The sequence below is a fragment of the Nocardia exalbida NBRC 100660 genome (assembly GCF_000308575.1).
GTDB classification, from domain to species: domain Bacteria; phylum Actinomycetota; class Actinomycetes; order Mycobacteriales; family Mycobacteriaceae; genus Nocardia; species Nocardia exalbida.
On the sequence record NZ_BAFZ01000063.1, the window covers coordinates 1 to 26161 of the forward strand.

Genomic DNA, 26161 nt, shown 5'->3' on the forward strand with positions numbered 1-26161 from the left:
GGTCGAGGCGGGTGACATCGAGTACATCGAAGCGCACGGCACCGGCACCGCGCTCGGCGACCCGATCGAGGTGCACGCCCTTGCCTCGGTGCTGGGCGAAAACCGCACCGACGCCGCGCCGCTGTGGATCGGGTCGGTGAAGTCGAATCTCGGCCACACCCAGGCGGCGGCGGGCATCGCCAACATCATCAAGGTGATCGAGTCGATGCGGCACGAGCGCATTCCCGCCTCGCTGCACTTCCGGTCGGGCAATCCGCACATCGATTGGGATTCGATCGCGGTCCGCGTCGTCGCCGAGGAGCGCCCGTGGCGGCGTTCGCTGCGACCGCGGCGGGCGGGTGTGAGCGCGTTCGGGATCAGCGGGACGAACGCGCACGTGGTGATCGAAGAAGCGCCTCAGGTCTCCGAAGCCGGTGCGGTGACCGATTCCGGGCCCTACCTGCTGGTGTTGTCGGCGAAGAGCGCCGAGGCCCTGCGTGCGCTGGCGGCTCGCTACCGCGATTTGCTGGCTGCCCATCCGGAGACGGCATTGCTGGATGTGTGCGCGTCCGCCGCCGTCGGCCGTACACATTTCGGTGAGCGCGTCGCGATCGGCTTCGATAACGCCGCGCAGTTGCGCGCCGCGCTCGAGGATGTCGCCTCGGGAGCGACCGCGAGCGGTTCGGTCGTCGAGGTGACGAGTGGTTCGGTCGAGCTGGGTCGCCGGTATGTCGCGGGGGACGAGATCGACTGGGCGACGGTGTATTCCGGTCGCCCGTGGCGCCATGTCGACCTGCCGACGTATCCGTTCCAGCGCAAACGGCACTGGCTGGAGCTCGAGCCGCGCTCGGAGGACACCGGGCCGTCGCACCCCTTGCGGCTGGCACCGGAGATGTTCCACGGGCACCGGTTGCGTGGCGTGCCGACGGTACCCGCGGCGTGGTTGTGCGTTCGGTTGAACGACATCGCCGCTCGGTTGCCCGGGAAGTGGGAGGTCGCCGGGCTGCGATTGATCAAGCCGTTGGAGGTCACCGCCGAAGCGGTGGTGCGGGTCGTGCTCGAACCCGGCACGGTCGGCTACGACGTGAGCTTCGTCGGCCCCGGCGATGCTCGGACCAACTTTGCGACAGCGACTCTCATTGCCGCAGGCGGTGATTCGGTCGATTCGCACGATGGGGTGACGAGTGATTCGGATGCGCGGGTCTGGCCCGCCTACTACGACACCGTGGCTGGGCTGGGCCTCGAGTTGGGCCCCGACTACCGCTGCGCCCTCGACTTCCGGCGGATCAGCGACACCGAGTCCGAAGCCGTGTTCCGCCTGCCGGATAACGGCACATCCGTGCTCGACCCGATAGTGCTCGATGCCTGCCTGCACAGCATCGTGGTGACCGCCGACGGAGGCGAAGGGATGTTTTTGCCCTCCGAGATCGGTCGTGCTCGATTCTTCGGCGGTCCGGCGCTCGGAGAATCGATCGTCCGCTGCCGGGTGCGGGTGACCGAATGCAGTGCGCGCGTCATCGTCGGTGACGCCACGCTGCACTCGGCGTCCGGGCGACCGCTCGCCGCTTTGCGGGGGGTGAGCCTGCTGAGTGCGAAACCCGGTGCCGTATCGAAAGCTGTCGCGGCCGACTCGTCCAGGCTCGGACGTCTGCTGCACCACCTGGAATGGGTTCCCGTCGAGAGTGGCGCGTCGGCGAGAGAGCAGCCGACAGGTCGCTGGTTGATCTTCGGTGACGGGCCGGTCGGTGCTGCCGTCGCCGCCGGACTGGGCGCACGCGGCATCGAAACCGTGGTTGTTCGCCCAGAGAACGAGCACGCGGCAGACACCGTTTCGTCGATGACCACGCGTCCGTTCCATGGTGTCGTGTTCGCGTGGACGTCGGCGTCCGCGCAGACTCGTATCGAAGCCGCCTTGCGCTTGACCCGTGCGCTGGATTCGGGGGCGCACCGTCCTGCCGCGCTGTGGTTGCTGACGGTGAACGCCCAGCGCGTCGCACCGGCCGACCGGCCGGATCCCGATCAGGCGCTGTTGTGGGGCTTCGGGCGCACACTGGGCACCGAGCACCCCGAGTTCGGATGTCGCTTGCTGGATCTGTCCGCCGGATCGTCCGTCGACACCGCACCGATCGTCGACGGCTTGCTCGGCGGTCGCATCGGAGAGTTCGCGATTAGGGACGGGCGTTGGCTGACAGCTCGTCTCGCCGACGGCCTCGCGCCCGCCGACGACCACCGGTTGGTCGCGGACCGCTCCGGCGACTTCGACCGGATGCGGTTGATGTCCGCAACGCGGCGCGCACCGGCGTCCGATGAGGTCGAAATCGCTGTCGCCGCGACCGGTCTCAACGCTCACGACCTGTGGGTGGCCTCGGGCATACATCCAGAAGGTGTGCTGCCGTTGGGCTCGGAATGCGCGGGCCGGATCACCGCGGTCGGCGCCGGCGTCGAGGGACTCGCTATGGGTGACCGTGTTGTCGCCTTGACCACTGACGGTTTCGCTCGTCACGTGACGGTGAATGAGGGCATGGTGGCCCGGCTGCCGGATCACCTCTCCTTTGCCGAAGGCGCGACCGTGCCGTACTCCTTCACCGCCGCCTGGCACGCGCTGTTCGACCTCGGCGAGCTGCGCCCGGGGGACCGTGTGCTCATCAACGCCTCCGCCGACGGCATCGGCATGGCCGCTGTCCAGCTGGCCTCGCACGTCGGCGCGCAGGTTCTCGCGACCGCCGCGCTGTGTCGCTGGGCTGAGAGCGCGGGTCTGCCGGTCACGCGGATCGATACCTGGCGCGGCGACGAGGTGGGCGAACGCGTTCGGGCGGCGACCGCGGGGCGCGGAGTGGATGTCGTCGTCGACAGCTTGGGGGACGGCTTTTCCGCGCACGCCTCCGAGATCCTGCGCGCAGGCGGTCGATTCGTCGAGGTCATCGATCCGGTGCAGACCGGCACGGTTCACCGGCGCGACGATGTCGACCATCGGCCGGTCGATCCGGCCGCTGTCGGCCCGCGGCGGCTCGGCGCGATCCTGCGCGGCGTGATGGACCTGTTCGACCAGCGTGCACTGACTGCGCTGCCGCACGCGGTGCACGGTATCGACGGTGCCGCCGAGGCGTTCCGCGCCATGTCGCAACGAAATCATCCAGGTCGCGTCGTCTTGCTCGCCAGGGATAGCCCCGCCGCACGCGGGGACCGGTTGCCCGATGGCACCTACCTGGTGACCGGAGGGTTCGGCGGCCTCGGTGCGGCGGCCGCACGGTGGCTGGCCGACCGTGGCGCCCGGCACTTGGTGCTGGTCGGCAGACGCGCACCGGACGCGGCCGGGGAGCGGCTGCTGGAATCGCTGCGTGCCGTCGGAGTCGGTGTGACCGCGCGGCAGGCGGATGTCAGCGAGCGTGCGGCGGTCGCGGCACTGTTGCGCGGCATCGCGGAATCGGAGTTCCCACCGCTGCGCGGCGTGATCCACTGCGCGGGAGTGCTCGACGACGGCGTGGTGACCGAGCAGAACTGGTCGAGGTTCGAGACCGTGCTCGGGCCCAAATATCACGCGGCCCGTCACCTCGACGAACTCACCCGAGACCAGCCATTGGAACTTTTCGTCACCTATTCCTCGGTGGCGGGCCTGCTCGGCACCCCGGGTCAGGCGAACTACGCCGCGGCCAACGCCGCCTTGGACGCGCTGGCCTGGCGGCGGCGGGCCGAGGGACTGCCCGCGCTGAGCATCGGGTGGGGACCGTTCGCGGATGTGGGTATGGCCGCCGATCGGTCCGATGTCACCGCGCGGCTCGTGCGGCGCGGTCTGCCGCCGCTGTATCAGGACGATGCGGCCGCGGCGCTCGAGCACCTCCTTCGGCACGACAGCACTGCTCCGGGCGTCTTCGAATTCGTGCCGGAACGGTGGTATGCGCACCGGGCGCCGGGCGTCGCGATGACAGCGCCGCTGCGAACCACCCGGGCATCGGCGCCGCCGGTGGCGTCGAACGACCTCGCCGCCATGGAGGCGCTGGTGCAGCGCGTCGCGATGCGCGTACTGGACAGGGCTGGAGAACTCGATCCGGAGGTGCCATTGCACGACACCGGGGTCGACTCCCTCACGGGGATGGAGTTGCGTGCCGCGCTCGCCACCGAGGTGGGGATGCCGTTGCCGGCCGGGCTCGTCTTCGACTACCCGACCGTGCGTGACATCGCGCTGTTCCTGCACCGAAAGGGTGCGCTCGCTTCCACTGGAGGCGAGCACGAAACTGCGGATTACGAGCCTCCGGTCGCGCCCACACTGCAACCTCCGGTCGCACCCACGACACACTCCGCGGTCACATCCGCGGACCAACTTTCGGTGCCGCGGCCGCGAGAACAGTCAGTGGAGGGGAACATTTCGGCCGAACGGGAGCCCAGCAGCGACCAGCCCACCGACGACCCGATCGTCATCGTCGGGATGAGCTGCCGTTTCCCCGGCGGAGTGCGCACACCGGAAGACTTCTGGGACCTGCTGTGGCACGGACGTGACGCGATCACCGAGGTGCCGCCGCAGCGCTGGGATATCGACGCCTACTACGACCCCGACCAAGCGGCTTTGGGCACGATGTACACCCGCTGGGGCGGTTTCGTCGACGGCGCCGACGAATTCGACCCCGCGTTCTTCGGTATCGGTGCGGCGGAGGCGCGCGCGATGGACCCGCAGCAACGGCTGCTGCTCGAGACCAGCTGGGAGGCGCTGGAGCGCTCGGGCCGCGCACCCGGCACGCTGGCAGGCAGCCGCACCGGCGTGTTCGTCGGACTGTGTTTCAGCGAGTATCCGGCAACACCGACGCGCGCCGACCGGCCGACCGCGATCGGCGCCTACTCGGTGATCGGTTCGGCGCCGAGCGTGGCGGCCGGACGCTTGGCCTACGTCCTCGGGCTGCAAGGTCCGGCGATGACATTGGATACGGCATGCTCCTCGTCGCTGGTGGCGCTGCAAGCCGCCTCGGACGGATTACGCGCGGGCCGTTGCGATCTGGCGCTGGTGGGTGGAGTCAACCTCCAACTGGCGCCGGAGACGACCATCGGTTTCTGCCGCCTGGCCTCGCTCTCGCCCGACGGACGGTCGCGGGCGTTCGACACCGACGCCAACGGCTACGTCCGCGCGGACGGTTGTGGCGTGCTGGTGCTGACCCGGCTGTCGCAGGCCCGCCGCAACGGCGATCGGGTGCTGGCCGTGGTGCGTGGCGTCGCGGTGAATCACGATGGCCGATCCAACGGTCTCACCGCGCCCAACGGCCCGGCCCAGCAACGCGTCATCACCGACGCTTTGGAGAGGGCGGGCGTGCGGCCTGCCGCGGTGGACTATGTCGAGACACACGGCACCGGCACCCCGCTCGGTGATCCGATCGAGGCCACCGCGCTGGCCGAGGTGTACGGGGCGGGCCGCACGCAGCCGCTGCTCATCGGGTCGGTCAAGACCAATATCGGGCACGCCGAGGCGGCGGCCGGTGTCGCGGGGGTCATCAAAGCTGTGCTGATGTTGCAGCACCGCCGGATACCGCCGAGCCTGCACTTCCACACACCCAATCCGCTGATCGACTGGGCCGCACTGCCGCTGGAAGTCGTGCGCGAAGCGCGGGACTGGCCGCGCACCGGCCACGAACCGGCGATCGGGATCAGCTCCTTCGGGATGAGCGGCACCAACGCGCACGTCATTCTGGCGCAGGGCGACCCGGCGCATGCGCCGCGACCGGAATCGCCGGCCGCGGAGGTACTCGTCCTGTCCGCACGCGACGAAACAGCCCTCACCGACATCGCCCGGCGTTGGGCCGACGAAATCGACTCGGCGGGCGCGTCATTCGGGGATCTGGCCTATACCGCCGCGACCGGCCGCACCCATTTCGAAGAGCGGCTCGCGGTGATCGCCGAGACCGGCGACGCCGCGGCGCGAGAGCTGCGGAACCGGTCCGACCTGATCCGCGGCCGGGTGGAGCGAACAGCGCGCGCGAAGGTGGCGCTGCTGTTCACCGGGCAGGGATCGCAATACCCCGGCATGGCACGTGAGTTGTTCGATTCCGAGCCGGTCTTCCGCGACGCCCTGCGGCGCTGCGACGCGGTGCTGGGACCGATCGCGGACGGAATCGGGCTTGTCGAAGCCGTGTACGGAGATCACGGGCCGGAGTTGCTGCGGAGCACAATGTTCACCCAACCGGTGTTGTTCGCCGTCGAGTGGGCGCTGTGGGAACTGTGGCGGGCATGGGGGATCACTCCGGCGGCGGTGCTCGGGCACAGCGTCGGGGAGTACGTCGCCGCCTGCGCGGCGGGCGCGATGACCATGGAGGACGCCCTGCGCCTGGTCGCCGCGCGGGGGCGGCTGATGCAGCGTCTGCCGGACCGCGGCGGGATGGTGGCCGTCGACGCTCCGGCCGAGCAGGTTTCCCCGCTCGTGGCACGGCAGGAACCCGCGGTGTCGATCGCCGGCTACAACGGACCGGCACAGGTGGTGGTCGCCGGACCACGAGCCGCGCTCGACCTGCTGCGGGAGGAGTTGTCGGCGAGCGGTATCCGGACCGCCGAACTCGCCGTCTCGCATGCCTTCCACTCCGCGGCGATGGATCCGATCCTCGACGACCTCGCCGCCGCGGCCGCAGGCGCGACGATGACCGACCCCGCGATCCCGCTGGTCTCGAACCTCACCGGTGCGCCGCTGCGCGCGGGGGATCTCACGCCGGAGTACTGGGCGCGGCATGCGCGTCAGCCGGTGCGGTTCGCCCAGGGCATGCGGGCCATGGCCGAGCTGGGCATCGGCGACTTCCTCGAAATCGGTCCGCAGCCGACGTTGTCCGCGCTCGGCGAGCGAGCGCTGGGCGGCTCGGCACGGTTCGCCGCGTCGCTGCGGCGCGGACGCGGTGACCGCGAGACGATGATGACGGCGCTCGGGCAGCTGTATGTGGCGGGCGTGCCGGTGGACTGGGAGCAGGTGCACCGGCCGCGTGATCGGCGGCGGGTGCTCGCACCGACGTATCCGTTTCAGCGGCAACGTTATTGGGTCGACTTTGGATCCGAGACAGCCGCGTCGATGTCACCGGGTAACTCTGGGCCGAGGTCGGATCTCGCGGTGCGATCCGAAGGCGCACTCGCGGACCCAGACACCGCGCCGCGATTCGCGGGCCGCTCATCACGACCCGACAACGCGCCGCTTCCGGATCCGAACCCAGCTGCCCCTGAGTACTCGAAGAGCGCGTCGGCCGCCGCCCTCAGAGTTCCGGCTCCCGGAGATTTGCTCCCAGCGCAGTCGAAACACTTCTCCGCACCTTCGGAAGCCACTGCCGACTCCGCGGCGTCCATACCGACGCCGCCAGCCGCTACGCGGAACACCTCGAACGGCGCTGCCACACCGCAAACGAACCCGATACGACCGGAAAGCGCTCCGGTGCCGACTCCCACTCGACAGGAAGACCGTTCCGAGCATCCGCATTCGCGCGGGGCGACGTCGTTCGATCTGGTGCTCGGTCCGGAGTCTCCGCGCTATCTGGCCGATCACGTCGTCGATCGGGCTGTCGTCGTACCGGGAGCGTGGTTCGTCGCGACGATCGCCGACGCCGCGCGTGAACTCGTCGCCGGTGACGTCGTCGCGATCGATGACCTCGTGATCGCCCGCGGTCTCACGCTGAGCGGCCCGCAGCCGGTGCGGTTGAAGGTCGAGCCGACCGGCGACGGGTGGGCCGTGCAGGTGTCGACCGAAGGTTCCGGCACGCACGCGCGCGCTCATGTCCACACCGGGACGTGCCGGATTCCGGACGGTCCCGGCCTGGCGGAGATCCTCGGCGACTGTCCGGAACACCTTGCGGCGGTGAACTTCTACGAGCTGCTGGCCCGAGCGGGCCTACCCTACGGCCCGGCGTTCCGCCGTGTCACCGGCGTGCGCTTCGGGCGCGGCGAAGCCCTGGTCACGTTGTCGGATCCCGACATCGACATCGACAGCGGCGTGGGCATGGTGCATCCGGTTCTGCTGGACGCGGCGTTCCAAGCCACCTACGCGGCGATGTCGCCGAGGACCGAGGAGCAGACGTGGGTGCCGTTCGCGATCGACCAGGCATTCGTCTCGGTCGCGGCGGGCACCGTTCGATTCGGCCATGTGCGCGTCGGCGAGCAGACGCCACAGCTGTGTGTCGCCGATGTTCGACTGCTCGATGAGGAGGGTCGCCCGGTGCTGGTCGCGAACGGATTGCGCGTGATGCCCACACCCACGCCGAACGCGGGCGGGCAGCCGTCCCGTGCGCCGCATGATCGGACCGTCACGGACGCCTACCGCATCGATTGGCAGGAGACCGGCACGGCACTGCCCGCCTCGGCGGCCGGGCGCTGGCTGATCATCGGCGCGCCCGGAGACTTCACCGAGGGACTCGCCGACGCTTTGCGGGCGCGCGGCGCGGAGTGCGTCTTGGCCCGGCCCGGAAGTGGTTTCGCCTTCCGTGCCGAAAACGAGTTCGAGGTCGACCTGGGCGTACCCGCGGCGGTGCGTGCGCTGCTCGGCGCGGTGAGCGACGGGCGGGCATCGTTGCGCGGGATCGTCTCGGCGCTCGCCCTCTCCGCCGACGATGCCCCGGCGCCGGTCGCCGCGGAACGTCTGGTGGTGGGCGCTCTGCATCTCGTGCAAGCCGCGGCGCTGGCCGGAGAGCCCGCGGTGTGGCTGCTCACCCGCCACGGTCAACGGGTCGATCCCGCCGATCAGGTGGCTCCCGAGCAGTCCGCGCTGTGGGGCTTCGCCCGCGGTGCGCAGCTCGAGCACCGCGAAATCGGTTGTCGAATCGTCGATCTCGATCAGCTGGGCGACATCCGCTCGGTGGTCGACGCGCTCGTCACGCCGCAGGCGCCGCGCCAGCTCGCGCTGCGCCGGGGACGCCGGCGTGTGCCGCGGCTGGTGCCGTTGGAAGTCATCCAGGGCGAGTCGGCGGTGGCGTCCGCAGCGGGGCGGACGGTGCTGATCACCGGTGGTCTCGGCGGAGTCGGCGTGCGGCTGGCTCGCTGGTTCGTCGACCAGGGTTGGCCGGAGCTGGTGCTCGCGGGGCGGTCGGCACCCGATGCGCGAGCGGAGTCGGTCATCGCGGAGTTGCGGGGGCGGGGGCGCGGATCGTGGTGCGGTCGCTCGACGTCGCCGATCGCGAGGCCGTGTCGGCAACGCTGGACTGGATCGATCGCGAGCTGCCGCCGCTGGCGGGCGTGGTGCACTTGGCCGGGGTGCTCGATGACGGCGTGGTCGCCGAGCAGACGGCAACACGCGTCGGGCGGGTTCTCGCGCCGAAGACGTTCGGCGCATGGCATCTGCACGAGTTGACCGCGGCTCGTTCTCTGCGTTTCTTCCTGCTGTTCTCCTCGGCCGCGGCGGTGGTCGGTTTGCCGGGGCAGTCCAGCTACGCCGCCGCCAACGCCTTCCTCGACGGTGTGGCCGAGTCACGCAGTGCGGCGGGTTCGCCCGCGCTGTCGATCGCGTGGGGTCCGTGGGCGGACACCGGGATGGTCGAGCGACTCGGCAGCGGCGCCGTTCAGCGGCTGGCCCGGCGCGGCTACGGCATGCTGCGCCCTGAACAGGCCTTCGACACACTCGCCCACCTGCTCGGTTCGGTACCACCGGCGGCGGTCACCGTGCTGCCGCTCGCGCGGCCGGAGGCAGGCGGAGCCGACGTGCCGGACGTGCTGCGGGATTCGGTCGCGCCCACTGTCGCGGATGTCGACAACGTCCCCGCCGCAAGCGATCCGACTGCCGAGATCGAGGCCCTGGTTCGGCGCTGCCTCGGCCTGGCACCCGGTGACGATCTCGATCGTCCGCTGCACGAACTGGGGCTGGATTCTGTTGCGGCCCTGGAGATCCGCGACGAACTGTCCCGCCGCAGCGGTCACCGCCTGCCCGCGACGCTGGCGTTCGAGTACCCCACCCCGCGCGCAGTGGTCGGCCTGCTGGTGCGGCTCGGATCCGCTGCCGAGCCGTTCGTGCCGCCGTCGATCGAGAGCCATGGCGATTCCTCCGATCGAACGGCGGCGCGGACGCCCGCTCCTACGAGGCACAACGCGGATGCTTCGATCACACCGAACGGGGACCCTCGGCCGCAGACTGCCGACAACGGATTCGCAGCACGCACCGACGAGCCCGGCACCAACGGCCGCTCATTCGCCGACGACCGGCATCTCACACACCAGCCGCTCGATCAGCGCACAGCGGCCGACTCGTTCGCGACACCGACCGCAGTCGACCCGGCCACCGCCTCGGATGCCTACCGCGACACCGGCGCGGTAGGGGATATCGCGATCGTGGGTGTCAGCGGCCGCTACCCGGGCGCCGACGGACTCGACGCGTATTGGCGGGTGCTGGTCGAGGGACGCGACTGCGTCACCGAGATCCCGCCGCAGCGCTGGGACCACACCCGCTATTTCGTTCCCGACCGGCACAACCCGTTCACCTCCTACACCAAGTGGGGCGGATTCCTCGACGACGTCGACTGTTTCGATCCGCTGTTCTTCGCCATCTCCCCGCGCGAGGCGGAAATCCTGGACCCGCAAGAGCGGCTGTTCCTGCAAACCGCCTGGGCCGCATTGGAAGACGCCGGGCATTCCCGCGCCGACCTGGCCCGCGGCGGCCTGCGCCCGGAGCAGGCCGGGGTGTTCGTCGGCGTCATGTGGGGGACCTACCAGATGTTCGGGGCCGAGGAGTCCCGGCTCGGGCGCGGCACGCTGCCCGGGTCGACGTTCTGGAGCATCCCCAACCGCGTCTCGCACGCCTTGGACTTCCAAGGGCCGAGCATGGCGGTGGACACGGCGTGCTCGTCCTCGCTCACCGCGCTGCACCTGGCCTGCCAGAGCATCCGCACCGGCGAATGCAGGCTGGCGGTGGTCGGCGGCGTCAATCTGTCCTTGCATCCCTACAAGTTCGTCGCGCTGAGCCAGGGGCAGTTCGCCTCCACCGACGGGCGCTGCCGCTCCTTCGGCGCGGGCGGCGACGGGTATGTGGCCAGTGAGGGCGTCGGGGCGATGGTGCTGCGGCCGCTGGCCGACGCCGAAGCCGACGGTGACACCATCTACGGCGTCATCAAGGGCACCGCGATCAATCACGGCGGTCGCGTCAACGGGTTCACGGTGCCCAATCCCGACGTGCAGGCGGCGGTGATCCGCTCGGCGCTGCGCGCCGGTGGGGTCGACCCGGCATCGGTGTCCTACATCGAAGCCCACGGCACCGGCACCGCACTGGGTGATCCGATCGAAATCGCGGGATTGTCCAAGGTTTTCGGCGGCTCCGGTGTGTCCGAGCTACCGATCGGCTCGGTGAAGTCCAATGTCGGCCACCTCGAGGCGGCGGCCGGTGTCGCGGCCATGACGAAGGTGCTGCTGCAACTGCGTCACCGGACCATCGTGCCGTCGTTGCACGCCACTCCGGCCAACCCGAACATCGACTTCGCGGCGACGCCGTTCCGGATTCCGGCCGAGCCGCTGCCGTGGCCCGGCGGGGATCCGGCGCGCCCGCGCCGGGCGACGGTGAGTTCGTTCGGAGCGGGCGGGGCCAACGCCAACGTGGTGATCGAAGAGTACGTCGACCGCAGGCCGCCGACTCGGTTCAGCGGCGGGCAGGTCGTTCCGGTCTCGGCTCGCGACCGGGAGCGGCTGGTGGAGTACGTCGCCGCGCTGGACCGCTTCCTCGCCGCGCAACAACCGAACCTGGCCGATCTGGCCTACACGATGCAGGTGGGCCGTCAGGCGGGCAGCGCACGTGCCGCGTTCGTCGCCCGCGACATCGACCAGTTGCGCGCCGCCGTACGCGCCTGGGTCGACGACGCCCCCGGCGCCAGGTCGTGCCGGGATGCGGGGGAGGACTCCCGGATCGCGCGCTGGCTCGACGGCGGTGACATCGATTGGGCCACCGTCCGCGATCCCGGACCTCGCCGTCGCATTCCCGCGCCGACCTATCCGTTCGCCCGGGAGCGATACTGGATTCCGGACGTCGCGCCGGTGCCCGGCTCCGCTTCCGCGCCGAGCCCGCAGACCGTGCCGGGCTCCGATTTCGTCACGAAGCCCACGCCCGGCCCGCCCTCGGCGTCCGAGCCGGACAGCGCATCGCCGCAACCCCTGTGGAGCCGAGGGTCCGCGCCCGGGCCCGTCACGGTGCCGCAGCCTGTGCTGGAGCGGGGATCCGCGTTCACGCCGGAGTCGCGGACACTCCCCGCATCGGCGCAACAGTCGGTGTCCGGGTCGGTTCCGGTGACGCCTGCGCAGAATGGCGGGTACGCGCCCGCGCCGGGGCTTGGACAGGGCCTGATGTGGCCTGTCCCGGAGTCGACGCCGCAAGCCGCGTCAGCGGAACGCCGATTGCTGGTTCCGGTGTGGCGAGAAGCTCCGCTCCCCAGCGGTGACCTGCGCGCCCGCCGTAGCTTGATCGTGTACGACGCACGTACTCCCCACCCTCTGGTGGAGGCTCTCGCCGCCGCTGCGGGCGATCGGGGCCGTCTGGTGCGCCTGTCGGACCTGCCGGGCGACCTGAATCGCGACGACTTCGACGCGGGCGCGGCTCTCGGCCGGGCGCTCGCGGCGCGCTACCCCGATACCGACTGTGTGCTCGACGTGTGCGATCTCGCTCCCGCAGCGGCAGGTAGGCCCACGGGTGATCTCGGCCGGATGGGGCTGTATCAAGGTGTGCTCGAGGCGCGCGCCGGTTCGCTCGCGCTGGTGCATGTTTGCGGCGGCCACGTCGGTGCCGACGGCCCGGAAGCCGCGCCGCTGGGCGGTCTGGTCGCCGCGCTCGCCGCGGAAATCCGTGACGTGCGCACGCGCAGCGTCCATGTGCTCGCCGAGCGAGCGGCGGTGTGCGCCGATCCCGCGCGATTGCTGGCGATCCTGGGCGCGGAGTGCGCCGCCACCGAGGACAGCTGCCCCCGGGTGCGGTATCGGGACGGAATCCGCGAAGCCGTCGAACTGGCGGACGCGTCCGCACGTGCGGGTCTCGTCGTCGATCCCGCCCGCACCTACGTGGTGACCGGCGGGACGCGCGGACTCGGCGCGGAGTTCGCGACGGCGCTGGTCGAGCGTGGGGCGCGCCGCTTGGCCGTGCTCGGCCGGGATCCGCTGCCGCCGGAACCGGAATGGGACCGCGCGGCCGCCGGATCCGGGCCGGTGGCGCAGAAGGTGCGGCGGTTGGTCGCGTTGCGTGACCGCGGCGTCGCGGTGCGGACCTACTTCGGCAGCCTCACCGACGAGACGGCGCTGTCGGGGTTCTTCGACCGGCTGCGGCGCGAGCTGGGTCCCATCGGTGGTGTGCTGCACTGCGCGGGAAGCGTTTCCGGCGAGAGTCCGGCGTTCGTGCGCAAGACCGGCCCCGCCATCGCGACCGTGCTCGAACCCAAGCTGGCGGGTACGGCGGTCCTCGCCGACGTGCTGGCCGCCGACCGTCCGGACTTCTTCGTGTTGTTCTCGTCGGTGTCGGCCGTGCTGCCCGCCTTGGCGGTGGGTCTGTCGGATTACGCGATGGCCAACGCGCATCTGGACCGCTTCGCCGAAGCCCAGCACGCGCTGGGACGGCCCTATTTCCGGTCGGTGGAGTGGCCGTCGTTCCGTGGCACCGGGTTCGGTGAGGTGACCAGCGCGGCCTATCGGGCCACCGGCCTTCCGGCGCTCAGTGCCGCGGAGGGGTTCGAGCTGCTCGACGCGGTGCTCGGACTGCCCGCACCTGTCGTATTGCCGTATCACGGTGCGGCAGCGGATCTTTCGACACGCACCGGTCGGGCAGCGCCGGAAACGGCGGCCGCACCGGCTGCGCGGCCGGTGGCGGCGACCGGGTCCACCGAGGCGTATCAGGAGTTGCTCCGGATCTTCTCCGACGAATTGAAGCTGGCCCCGGCCCGTTTCGAGGGCGACAAACGGTTCGAGGAGTACGGCGCGGACTCGGTGCTGATCGCCTCGGCGGTGCGCCGGATCGAGCAGGTCGTCGGTCAGCCCTTCGACCCGGCGCTGGTGCTGGAATTCCCGACGCTCGACGAGCTGGCGAGTCTGTTGACCGAGCAGTATCCGGAACGCTTCGCGCCCGCACCGCCACCGGATTCGCCTGCCGACCCGCAGCGTCCGTCCAGCGCCCCACCGCAGACGGAGCAGCGCGGAAAGTCACGCCCCACCGCGGCCACCTGGGCTGCCGACGCACGCCGCGGCCGGGCAGCCGAGCCGATCGCCGTGATCGGCATCGGCTGCCGGCTGCCCGGCGGCGACACTCCGGAGGCGTTCTGGCGGCTGCTGGCCGCCGGTGCGTCCGGCATCCGCGAGGTCGACCCGGCTCGCTGGGATCCCGCCCGGTTCTACCGCCCGACCGGCGGGCCCGGGCTGACCAACAGCAAGTGGGGCGGGTTCGTCGACGGTGTCGATCTGTTCGATCCGGAGTACTTCGCGGTCACCGACGAACTCGCCTGGCAGATGGACCCGTTGCAGCGGCTGCTGCTCGAGACCTCGGTGCTGGCCACCACCGATGCCGGGTACCGGCGTGACGAGCTGGCGGGCAAGCGGGTCGGCGTCTACGCGGGCAGCCGGGCGGCGAACTACTTCAACCGGATTCCGGTGCCCGACCGGCACACCGTGATCGGTATCGGGCAGAACTTCATCGCCGCGCGCATCTCCGACTTCTTCGACTGGCACGCGGGCAATGTCGTGCTCGACAGCGCGTGCTCGTCGTCGTTGTTGTCGGTGCATCTGGCCTGCCAGGCGCTGCGGTCGGGCGAGGTCGACGCGGCGCTGGCCGGTGGTGTGGAGGTGCTGCTCGACGAGATGCCGTTCGTCACCTTGTCGGCGGCGGGTGTGCTCTCGCCGCACGGGCGGTGCGCGACGTTCTCCGAGGACGCCGACGGTTTCGTCCCGGGCGAAGGTGCGGCGCTGCTGCTGCTCAAACGACTCGACGACGCCCTCGCCGACGGCGATCGGGTCTACGCGGTGCTGCGCGGCTCGGCGATCGGCAACGACGGGCACACCATGGGCATCACCACCCCGAACATGCGCGCGCAGATCGAGGTGGTCACCGCGGCGCTCGAGGCGGCGGGCATGTCGCCGGACGCGCTGTCGTATCTCGAGGCGCACGGCACCGGCACCATGATCGGCGACCCCATCGAACTGAAAGGGTTGGCGACCGTGCTGGGCGACCGCTCGCGGGGCCCGGAGCCGTGCGCGGTCGGCAGCGTGAAAACCAATATCGGCCATCTGCTGTCCGCGGCGGGCATCGCCGGGGCGGTCAAGACGATCCTCGCCGTGCACCACGCGGCGCTGCCGCCGTCGCTGCACTGCGACAACCTCAATCCGCGTTTCAAGTTCACCGGTTCGCCGCTGCAGGTCAACCGGGAACTGCGCCCGTGGCGGCCGGCCGACGGCAGGCCCCGCGCGGCGGGCGTCAGCTCGTTCGGCTTCGGCGGCACCAATGCCCACCTCGTCATCGAACAGGCGCCCGACGGGCACCGGCCGACGCGCCATCCCCTGGATCCACCCGCCTTCCGCAAGAGGAGCTTCATGCTGCCGAAAACGGTTCCCAGCACATCGACGGAGCCCGCGCCGCGGATCGTGGTCCCGATGACGCCGAGCGCACCCGCGCCGTCGTTCCTGCGGGTGGAGCCGCTGCGATGAGCGGAATCGACCTGGACAGCTTCGCCACCACTCTGCGAGCCGAGGACCCCGTGGTGCGTGACCACCGGGTGCACGGTGTCCGCATTCTGCCGGGCGTGGTGTATCTCGACATGATCCTGCGTGCGGCGATGGCCGCGGGGTACCGGCCCGGTGACCTGACGATCCGGGAGGCGTTGTTCCAGCGTCCGGTGGCCCTCGGTGACGACGGCGCCGTGCGCATCGCGTTCCGGGTCGATCGCCCGTCCGGCCGCATCGCCATCGACGTGCAACGCTTGGACGCGGCGGGCCAGCCCGTCGGGCCGAGCGAGCCGGTCGCAGAATGTGTTGTGCTGCTCGCTGATTCGGCCATCGAACCACCCGGTATCGATGTGGCCGGGTTCCGGGCGTCGGCGCAGGCGCGCGGTATGGCCGAGATGTACGCCCAGAGCGGCAGCCGGGGTATCGAGCATCGCGACTTCATGCGCGCCACAGGACATTTCGACCGCCGCGACGACCTGGTCACCGCCACACTGGGTCTCGGCCCCGAGGCCGCCGCGCATCTGCCCGGATTCCTGCTGCATCCCACGTTCCTGGATGCCTCCACGATCGTGCCGTTCATCGACCCGCATCGCCTCGGCGTGGACGACGACAGCGCGTTCATCCCGATCTACTTCGGTGACGTGCGCGCTTGGCGGGCCACTCCCGAGGAGGTCTTCGTGCGGGCCACGGTCCGCGGCGGCGGGCACCGCGGAGACCTGCTCGAAGCCGAGGTAGCCCTCTACGACCGAGACGGATCGCCGGTGGTCGGATATCGGCTGACCTCCAAGCGGGTGCGGGGCAGCGCGGACATTCAGCGGTTGCTGACACCGCCGGAGTCGGCATCCCCGCCGCGACCGACCGCTTCCACCCCTGTGGCCGTTGCCTCCGGTGATCCGCGTGCGGTGATCAGCGCCGACTTGGCTGCTCTCGTCGCGGGCGAACTCGGCGCCGATCCCGCCGGCATCGCGACGGATGTGGGGTTCTATGAGCTTGGCTTGGATTCCGGGCGCCTGCTGCGGTTGACCGCGGAGCTGGAGGCGCGAGTCGGCGAGCCGCTCTATCCGACGCTGCTGTTCGAGTACCAGACCATCGAGGTGCTGGCCGGACATCTCGCCGACACCGTCGGCACGAATTACCGGCCCCGTGACGCCACAGCGCATCCCGCCGCCGGTACTGCCTTCGGGGAGCCCGTCGTGACCGGAACAGAATCCGTCGCGGACGTGCGCACCGCCGAGCCGCCGACGGAAGCGGTCACAGCCGTCGCGGTTTCCGCAGGAGCGGACGAGCTGATCACCTTCGGATTCGACTGGGAACCCGACGCCACCACGCATCCGCGTCGCGAACCGGAGGGGCTGCTCGTCTTCGACACCGCCGAGCACCCTTACCCGCACGACGAGGCCGTCACCGTCATCCGGGTCCGGCCGGGTCTCGAATTCGTCTCCGGTGCAGACGCTTTCGTCGTCGACCCGGCGAACTCGCAGCACATGCAGCTGCTGGTCGCACAGCTGACGGCACGGCGGCTGCGCTTCGACGCCGCGTTGTATCTGTGGCCCGAAGCGGCCACGGATCCGCAGACGTTGATCGAGCGGGTGTACCTGCCGCTGCGCGATCTACTGCGCGCGGCGGCGGGGGTGCCGCAGTCGCCGGTGCGCCGGGTGCTCGCTTTCACGCCTGCTACCCCCGCGGGTGAATCGAGTTGCGCACTCCTGGGCGGCTTGGCGCGCACGCTTCGGCTAGAGCAGCCGCAACCGCTTCTGCGTGCCGTGCAGCGCGACCCCGCCGAGGCGATCGGTGACCTCGTGGCCGCCGAGCTGGGCATCGATGAACGCGATCCCGACACCGAGATCCGCTACCACGGCGGACGACGCCAGGTCCGCCGGGCACGCCTGCTCACCGACCCCATGCCGAGTTCCGGCGACGCGGTGCTGCGCCCGGGATCGGTGGTCGTCGTCACCGGAGGCTTCGGTGGAATCGGGCAGCAGCTGTCTCGCCGCCTCGCCGGCGAGTACGGCGCCCGCCTGGTCCTGGTGTCGCGCCGTCCGCTCGACGCGGCGGCCGCCGGACTGCTCGGCGAACTCGCCGGCCTCGGCGCGGAAGCCGTTCATGTGCGCGCCGATGTGTCGGTGGCCGCGGACGCCGAACGCGTCGCCGCGATAGCCCACGCCACCTTCGGACCGGTCGATGTGCTCTACCACGGGGCGGGACAGTTGCGCGACGGGCTGCTGTCGAGCACCGGCCGCGACGACGCGCGATCCGTTCTGGCGCCGAAGGTCTACGGCGTCGAGCACCTGACGCGGGCGCTGCCGGAGGCCCGGCTGACGGTGCTGTTCTCCTCGGTCTCTGCGGTGCTGGGCAATCCCGGGCAGGCCGATTACGCGGCGGCCAACCGCTATCTGGACGTCCTCGCCGAACAGCGCGATCGGGCCGGAAGCCGGACGATCAGCGTCGACTGGCCGCTGTGGGCCGAGGGCGGCATGCGCCCGCCCGCCGAGCAGATCGCCGCGCTGCGGCGGGCCGGTGCCGGATTGCTGCCCACCGCGACCGGAATCGACCTGCTGTTGTCGTGTGCCACGCTCGACCGCGCGCAACTCGCGGCGGTATGGGGCGAGCCCGAAGCACTGCGGGCACGACTACAACCGGCAGCCGCGTCCACCGCCCCTGCCGCCGAGCCCGTAGCGGGCGACGAGCACCGTGCGCCTGCCGAGGAACCCATCGCGATCGTCGGCATCAGCGGCCGTTATCCGGACGCCGACGACATCGAGGAGTTCTGGCGCAATCTGCGCGACGGGCATGACGCGGTGCGCCCGGTCCCCGCCGAACGCTGGTGGCTCACCGCCGTCCAGGGCACTCCCGGCGCGCCGCCGATGATCGGCGGATTCGTGCGCGACGTGGGCGGTTTCGACCCGCAGTTCTTCCGGATCCCGCCCGTCCAGGCGCCGCTGCTGGACCCGCAGGAGCGTTTGTTCCTGCAGCAGGCGTACGCGGCGCTAGAGCACGCCGGCTACCACCACACCGATCCGGCCGTGCGGGCACGCCGCGTCGGTGTGTTCGTGGGCGCCACCTGGAGCGACTACCGGCTGCTCGGGGTCGCGGCCACCCGCGACGGCGATCCCGTCGCGGTGGCTTCCATCCCGTCGTCCATCGCCAACCGCACCTCCTACACCCTCGGCCTGCGCGGCCCGAGCCTCACCGTGGACACCGCGTGCTCGGCGTCGCTGACCGCGTTGCATCTGGCGCGGCGCAGTCTGCTGGACGGTGAATGCGACGCGGCGATCGTGGGCGGGGTGAATCTGCTGCTGCACGAGGACAAGTTCCTGCTGCTGCACAGCCTGGGCATGATGTCCGACAGCGGCCGGTGCCGGCCCTTCTCCGCCGGCGCCGACGGCTATGTCCCCGGCGAGGGCGTCGGCGCGATGTATCTGAAGCCGCTGTCGGCAGCCCGCGCCGACGGCGACACCATCCACGGCTTGATTCTCGGCAGCGCGGTCAACCACGGCGGGCAGACCTCGGGGTACAGCGTGCCGCATCCCGGAGCGCAAGCCGAGGTGATCGGCGAAGCCCTGCGCGCGGCCGGGGTCGACCCCGCCGCCATCGACTACCTCGAGGCGCACGGCACCGGAACACCGCTCGGCGATCCGATCGAAATCGCCGGGGTGGCTGCGGTGTTCGGCAGGTCCGGCGGCAGCGGTCGCTCCCGCGCGCTCGGGTCGACGAAGTCGAACATCGGCCATTTGGAAGCGGCCGCGGGCGTCGCGGGCCTGACCCGGGTGCTGTTGCAGATGCGCCACGGCCGAATCGCGCCGACGCCGCACGCCGCGCAGGCTGATCCGGCCATCGCGTTCGACTCGGTGCCGTTCCACCTGCCACGGGAATTGGAGGATTGGCCGCGCCGCACCGTCGACGGCGTCGCGGTGGCGCGGCACGCTGGCATCAGCGCGTTCGGCGCGGGCGGCGCCAACGCCCATGTGGTGCTCGCCGAATTCGTCGACGACCGGATCGCCCCGTCCGGGAGGGGGGAACCCGAGATCTTCGTGCTCTCGGCGCGCACCCCGCAGCGGCTGCACCGCTACGCCGAGACCATGGCGCGGCACTTCCGCACCCTCGATCCCGCGGACTTCCTCGACGCGTTGCGCACCTTGCAGGTGGGCAGGCCCGCGCTGGCACACCGTCTCGCGGTGGTCGCCTCCTCCCCGGCGGAGGTGGCCGACGCACTCGACCGGTTCCGCACCGGCCAAATCGGTCCCGTGGTCACCGGAACCGTCGAAGCGCAAACCCAGCCGCCGCTCGCGCCGGCGACCGACGACCAGGAACTGGCCCTCCGGTGGGTCGCGGGCGCCGACATCGATTGGCGCGGGCGCGGCGGCCCGCGGCGCCGGATCCCGTTGCCCGGCTATCCGTTCGAGCGCACGGACTACTGGATCATCGCGCCGCCGCGCTCGGGCTTCGACACCGCGGTGCGGCGATTCGAGGCGGCGCTGCAGCCCACCGGCATCGTGGAGCCCGGGAGAGCCGAACTCGGCCGTTACGCGGCGATGCTGCTGTTCGCCACCCTCACGGACATGGGACTCACTACGGGGGAGTGGACTCAGGAAGCCTTGGACGCGCGCCTGGGAGTGCGACCGGGGTTCGATCGGCTGCGCACCAGCTGCCTGGACATCCTGCAACGACACGGGCTCGTGCGCCGGCACGACGACCGGATCGAGGTCCCCGGCCCGCCACCCGGCACCGGCGGGATGCGCGCCGACCTGCTGGCCCGCTTCCCGGAAACCGCGCCCTACGTGGCATTGCTGGATGCCTGCCTCGCGGCGTATCCGCGCGTGCTGCGTGGGGAGCTGTCCGCGACGGAGGTGCTGTTCCCCGGCGGCGACCTCGCATTGGTGGGCGCGATCTATCGAGGCAACGCCGCCTACGACTTCACCAACGGCCTACTCGCCGAATTGGTGTCGGCGGTCGGGCAGCGGCCCGGTGGCACGCGGCCGCTGCGGATAGTGGAAATCGGTGCGGGGACGGGCGGTTCCACGCACGCGGTGCTCGACGCGCTCACCGCGCGCGGAATCGCGTTCCACTATCACTACACCGACGTCTCGCACAGTTTCCTCACGCACGGACGGCGCACCTTCGGCACGCGCGAGAACCTGCGTTTCGCGGTGCTGGATATCGACGCCGATCCGGTCACGCAGGGATTCTCCGCGCACGAAGCCGACTTGGTGCTGTGCGCCAACGTTCTGCATGCGACGCGGTCGATCGATGCGACCCTGCGCAACATCCGGCGGTTGCTGGCGCCCGGCGGTGTGCTCGCGTTCACCGAGGCGACCACGGACCTCGAGGTGCTGGCGCTGACCTTCGGGCTGCTGGAGGGCTGGCACGCCTACCGCGATCCGGAGGCGCGTATCCCGCACTCCCCGTTGCTGTCCGAGGCGCGATGGCAGGCCGCGCTGTCCGCGGCGGGATTCTCCGGAGTCCGTTCGTGGGGTCCCGGGCTGTCGGCGGACGAGGAGCCGAGTTTCCGGCTGCTGGCCGCGGTCAGCGCCACCGCGCAGGCCGCTCCCGCTGTCGCCGCACCGGCCACGACCGCGCAGCCCTCTCTCGCGGACACCGCCCGTCCGCCGCTCCCCCAGGAAGTGGCAGCCGAACCAGCTCCCGTCACGCAACACCACTTCGCGGCCGAACCGGCGGCCACCGCGCAACCCCGTTTCGCGGCGGCCGCTGAACCGGCCGCCATCCGGCAGGCCGAACCTTCGGTCGCCGCGCAACAGCTCGCCGCGGTGAGCGCATCCGCGCAGCCCGGCAATGCTGCGGCGCTGGAGGCCGAACTCGTCGCCATCGTCGCCGATGGACTGGGTGTGGCGCGCGGTGAGGTGCGTGCTGACTTGCCGTTGTCGGAGTACGGCGTCGATTCCATTCTGGCGGTGAAGATCATCGACCGGGTCAACGCCCGTTACGGCTCGGCGCTGCGCCCCACGGTGGTGTTCGACCATCCGTCGGTACGGCTGCTCAGCGCTCACCTGGCCGGACAAGGAGCCACGGCGGCGAGCACGCCGGCGGCACAGATGCCCGTCCGGACATCTCCCGTCTCGAACGTGGCGCCGTCGGGCGCCCGAACCGTCGCTGCGCGGGCCGCGCAGTCCAGCGAGAGGTCGGCATCGATGGACGTCGCCATCATCGGCATGTCCGGGCAGTTCCCGGGCGCGGCGAACCTCGAGCAGTTCTGGCGCAATCTCGCCGATGGCCGGGACTCGGTGACCGAGGTTCCCGTCACGCGCTGGCCGATCGCCGACTACTTCCGGGCGGGGCAGGTGACCCCGGGCAAGACCTACTCCAAGTGGGGCGGATTCCTCGACGGTGTCGAGGAGTTCGATCCGGCGTTCTTCGACCTGGTGCCCGCCGAAGCCGACTACATGGACCCGCAGCAGCGGCTGTTCCTGGAGCACAGCTGGCTGGCCCTGGAAGACGCCGCCATCGACCCGAAGTCGTTGCGGCGCACCCGGTGCGGGGTGTTCGCCGGGTCGCCGGGGTCGGACTACGCCAACCTGCTGCGCAACCGTGGAGCGGCCGGTTCCCACCACATGTTCACCGGCAACAGCCCGGCCATCCTGCCCGCCCGGGTGGCCTATCACCTCGATCTCACCGGTCCGTGTCTGGGGCTGGACACCGCCTGCTCCTCGGCGCTGGTCGCGTTGCACCAGGCCTGCCGCAGCCTCGCCGCGGGCGAGTCGGAACTCGCGCTGGCCGGGGGCGTCGCGGTGTTCGTGACGCCCGAGTACCACCTGCTCGCCTCCTCGATGGGCATGCTGTCGCCACGTGGCCGGTGCGCGAGCTTCGACGCGGGCGCCGATGGTTTCGTAATCGCCGAGGGCGTCGGCGTGGTGGTGCTCAAACCGCTGGCCGCCGCCGAACGCGACGGCGACCCCATCCACGGGGTGATTCGCGGGATCGGCATCAACCACGACGGCCGCACTAATGGCATCACCGCCCCGAGCGTGCGTTCGCAGACCGAACTGGAACTGGCCGTGTATCGCGACGGCGGGATCGATCCGTCCACCATCGGTTACGTCGAAACGCACGGCACCGGAACACGTTTGGGTGACCCGATCGAGATCGAGGCGCTCACCGCCGCCTTCCGGCGCTACACCGGCGCGATCGGCGCCGTGGCGGTGGGATCGGTGAAATCGAATATCGGGCACGCTTCGCATGCCGCGGGCATGGCGAGCCTGTTCAAGGTGCTGCTGGCCATGCGCGCCGGACAGCTGCCGCCCTCGCTGCACGTCGATTCGGTGAACCCGCTGCTCGGATTGGACGAGTCGCCGTTCTTCGTCAACACCGAGCTGCGCGCGTGGAACAGCGCACCACGGCGGGCCGCGATCAGTTCTTTCGGTTTCAGCGGCACCAACGCGCACGTGGTGGTGGATGGCGCACCGGAGCCGGTGACGGCCCGCCGTGACATACCGGGCGGCCCGCAGCTGGTGGTGCTCTCGGCCCGCAGCGCGACGAGCTTGACCCGGATGGCACGGTCGCTGCGCAGGCACCTGACCGCGCATCCGGAGCTGGCGCCCGCGGACATCGCGCGCACGCTGGCATTCGGGCGCGCCGGTTTCGAGCATCGGCTCGCCGTGGTCGCAGACTCGGTGGACGCGATCGCGGCGCGGCTGGCCGCTTTCGCCGAGGGCGACCGTCCGGCAGGCGTCTTCACCGGAACCATCGACACCCCGTCCACGGACCGGGCCGGAGCCATCGTGCTGGACGACCCGGTAGCAGCGGCACGGCAATGGGTCGAGGGCGGACATGTCGAACACGCGGGCTGGATCGACCCGGCCGCGCGCCGTATTCATCTGCCCGGTTACGAGTTCGACCGAGAAAGGTGCTGGGCGCCGGAGGCGAGTGGTCCACCTTCATACGCGGTCGAGGCTGGGCGCTTCCACGATGTTTCTGGACTAGGCGACACCGCCCCCGTACCGGCGGCGTTCGCGCCCGAGACGAGGGCACTCGATGGCACTTCGGCACCGCGACAGGCCGCCGGAGGCTCGGCGGTACCGGCGGCCGCACCCCTGGGCGACCGCGGACACCAGAATGTCGACCACGACCCAACGCGTGGATCTGTGCCGTCCGCTGCCGACCGGCAGCCGCATGGACTCGTGAGCCCCGCTACCGGGGTCTCGCCGTTGCGACAGGCCGCCGAAACCTACCTCAAAGGTCTACTCGCCCAGTACTGCCGACTCGACCCGCAACGGATCCGCACCCGCATTCCGTTGCAGGACTACGGCATCGATTCGGTGCTGATCAGCAAGATGAACGACCGGCTGGAATCCGATTTCGGTCCGCTGCCGAGCACCCTGTTCTTCGAATATCAGACCGTCCGCGACCTCGCGGGTTATCTCGCCGACGAGCACTCGCCGCGCGTGGCCGCCCTCACCGCCGACCCCGCTGCCGTGACGCCGTCGCCCGCCGGCGTACCCGGGGCAGCGCGCACGGTTACTCCGGAAAGCGTTGCTGCCGAACCCGCCGAGCCGATCCTCGATGATGCGCACGATTCCGAGGACATCGCCGTCATCGGCATGGCGGGTAAGTTCCCGATGGCGGGCACCGTCGAGGAGTTCTGGGCCAACCTGAGCGCGGGCCGCGACTGCATCGTCGAGGTCCCGCCGCACCGCTGGGATCACCGCGAATACCTGTCCGAGGATCCCGACGAGCCGGGCACAACCTACGCCCGCTGGGGCGGGTTCCTCGACGACGTGGACAAGTTCGACGCCCGCTTCTTCGGCATCACCCCCAAAGATGCCGAGGAGATGGACCCGCAGCAACGGCTGTTCCTCGAAACCTCCTGGGCAGCGCTGGAAGATGCGGGTTACTCGCCGGAGCGGGTGCGCCGCAGCGCCGCGGCCCGTGGCTTGCCCGACGCCGGGGTCTTCGCCGGCGTGGGCTACGCCGAGTATCAGGCATTCGTCGGTGTGCCGATCTCGGGCTATTTCGCGGTGGCGAACCGGGTCTCCTACCACTTCGGCTTCAACGGCCCGAGTCTCGCGGTCGACACGGCGTGCTCGGCATCGCTGACCGCGCTGCATCTGGCTTGCGCGAGCCTGCGCCGCGGCGAAGCGGCCTACGCGCTGGCCGGCGGGGTGAACGTGTCGATCCACCCCGGCAAGTACCTGCTGCTCGGCTACGGCCGCTGGGCCTCCACCGACGGCCGCTGCCGGTCGTTCGGCGCGGGCGGTGACGGCTACGTGCCGGGCGAGGGTGTGGTCACTCTCGTGCTCAAACCGTTGCGGCACGCGCGCGCCGACGGTGACCGCGTCTACGGCGTGATCCGCGCCAGCACCCTCAACCACGGCGGGCGCACCAACGGGTTCACCGTCCCCAACCCGGTCGCTCAGGCCGACCTCATCGGCCGGGCGCTCGACGCGGCGCGCGTCGACGCGGGCGACATCGGTTACGTGGAAGCCCACGGCACCGGTACCGCGCTGGGTGATCCCATCGAGATCGCGGCGCTGACGAAGGCGTATCGCCGCTCGACGTCCGCGAGTGGCTATTGCGGCATCGGCTCGGCGAAATCCAGTGTGGGGCATCTGGAAGCGGCGGCGGGTGCGGCGGGCGTGGTGAAGGCGCTGTTGCAACTGCGCCACGACACCATCGCGCCGAATCTGCACAGCGACCCGCCGAACCCGGGAATCGACTTCACCCAGACTCCGTTCCGCGTCATCGACCGGCCCACGCCATGGCCGCGGCCCGCCGACGGCAGGCCCCGCGTCACCGCCGTCAGCTCGTTCGGTGCGGGGGGCTCGAACGCCCATGTGATCCTCACCGACGCCGAGCCTGTCGCGCCGACTACCGAAGACGGGCGACCGAGGATCGTGGTGTTGTCCGCGCGCGACGCCGACCGGCTCGCGGAACTGGCCGCACGCACCGCCGACCGGCTGCGCGAGCATCCGCTTCCCCTGCCCGACGTGGCGTGGACGCTGGCCGTCGGGAGAGCCACATTCGAGCATCGCCTCGCGGTGGTGGCCACCTCCACGACCGAACTCGTGGAATTGCTCGACAGCACAGCCGATTCGAGCGCACCGGCACCGGCCGAAGGCCTGCTGGTCTTCCGCGGGGTGGCCCGCACCCACCGCGACCTCGACGAGTTGCCCGGCGAGTCGGATGCCGAGCGCGCCGAGGTGGGCGCACTGCTGCGCTCCGGCAATCTGCCGCGGGTCGCCGAGTTGTGGGCCGACGGGTGGACCGTGGACTGGGAACAGGGTTACGGGCGGCCGTTCGGCCGGATCGTGAGCCTGCCCGGTTATCCGTTCGCGCGGCGCAGGTACTGGATCGTCCCCGAGGACTACCAGCGGCGCACCGACCCGGTATCGCAGGTGGTCGCGAAGACGGTGGTCGCGCGAGAAACCGAGCCGCCATCGGCGGATCGGCGCAACGGACACTCCACGAACGGCGCAGCGCACCGAGACATACCGGTGCCCGCCGAACCGGCGCAGACACCCCTCGAATCGGTCGCCACCGAGCCGTCCGGCGACGAATTCGACAGCGCGTTGCGCGATCGGCTCGCCGAGCACATCCGCGACATCTTCGCCGATCTGACCAAGACCGA

The 26161-nt window shown here is 70.7% G+C and carries 2 protein-coding genes and 1 pseudogene (1 of these 3 cut by a window edge); all 3 read left to right on the forward strand.

What is annotated here, in order from left to right:
- Positions 1–16 precede the first annotated feature (16 nt).
- Positions 17–15219, forward strand: a pseudogene (locus ON29_RS37100) (beta-ketoacyl synthase N-terminal-like domain-containing protein); the annotation flags it as partial.
- Complete coding sequence (locus ON29_RS37775; protein WP_373283881.1) at positions 15196–15564, forward strand: ketoacyl-synthetase C-terminal extension domain-containing protein; 369 nt, start codon at positions 15196–15198, stop codon at positions 15562–15564. The pseudogene ON29_RS37100 and the gene ON29_RS37775, both read left to right, overlap by 24 nt.
- Positions 15561–26161, forward strand: the 5' portion of a protein-coding gene (locus ON29_RS35395) for a thioester reductase domain-containing protein (RefSeq protein WP_040867019.1). Its footprint extends 1453 nt past the window's final position; 10601 of the gene's 12054 nt are visible here — the first part of the coding sequence; its start codon is at positions 15561–15563; the stop codon falls past the right edge of the window. The genes ON29_RS37775 and ON29_RS35395 overlap by 4 nt, the downstream gene beginning before the upstream one ends.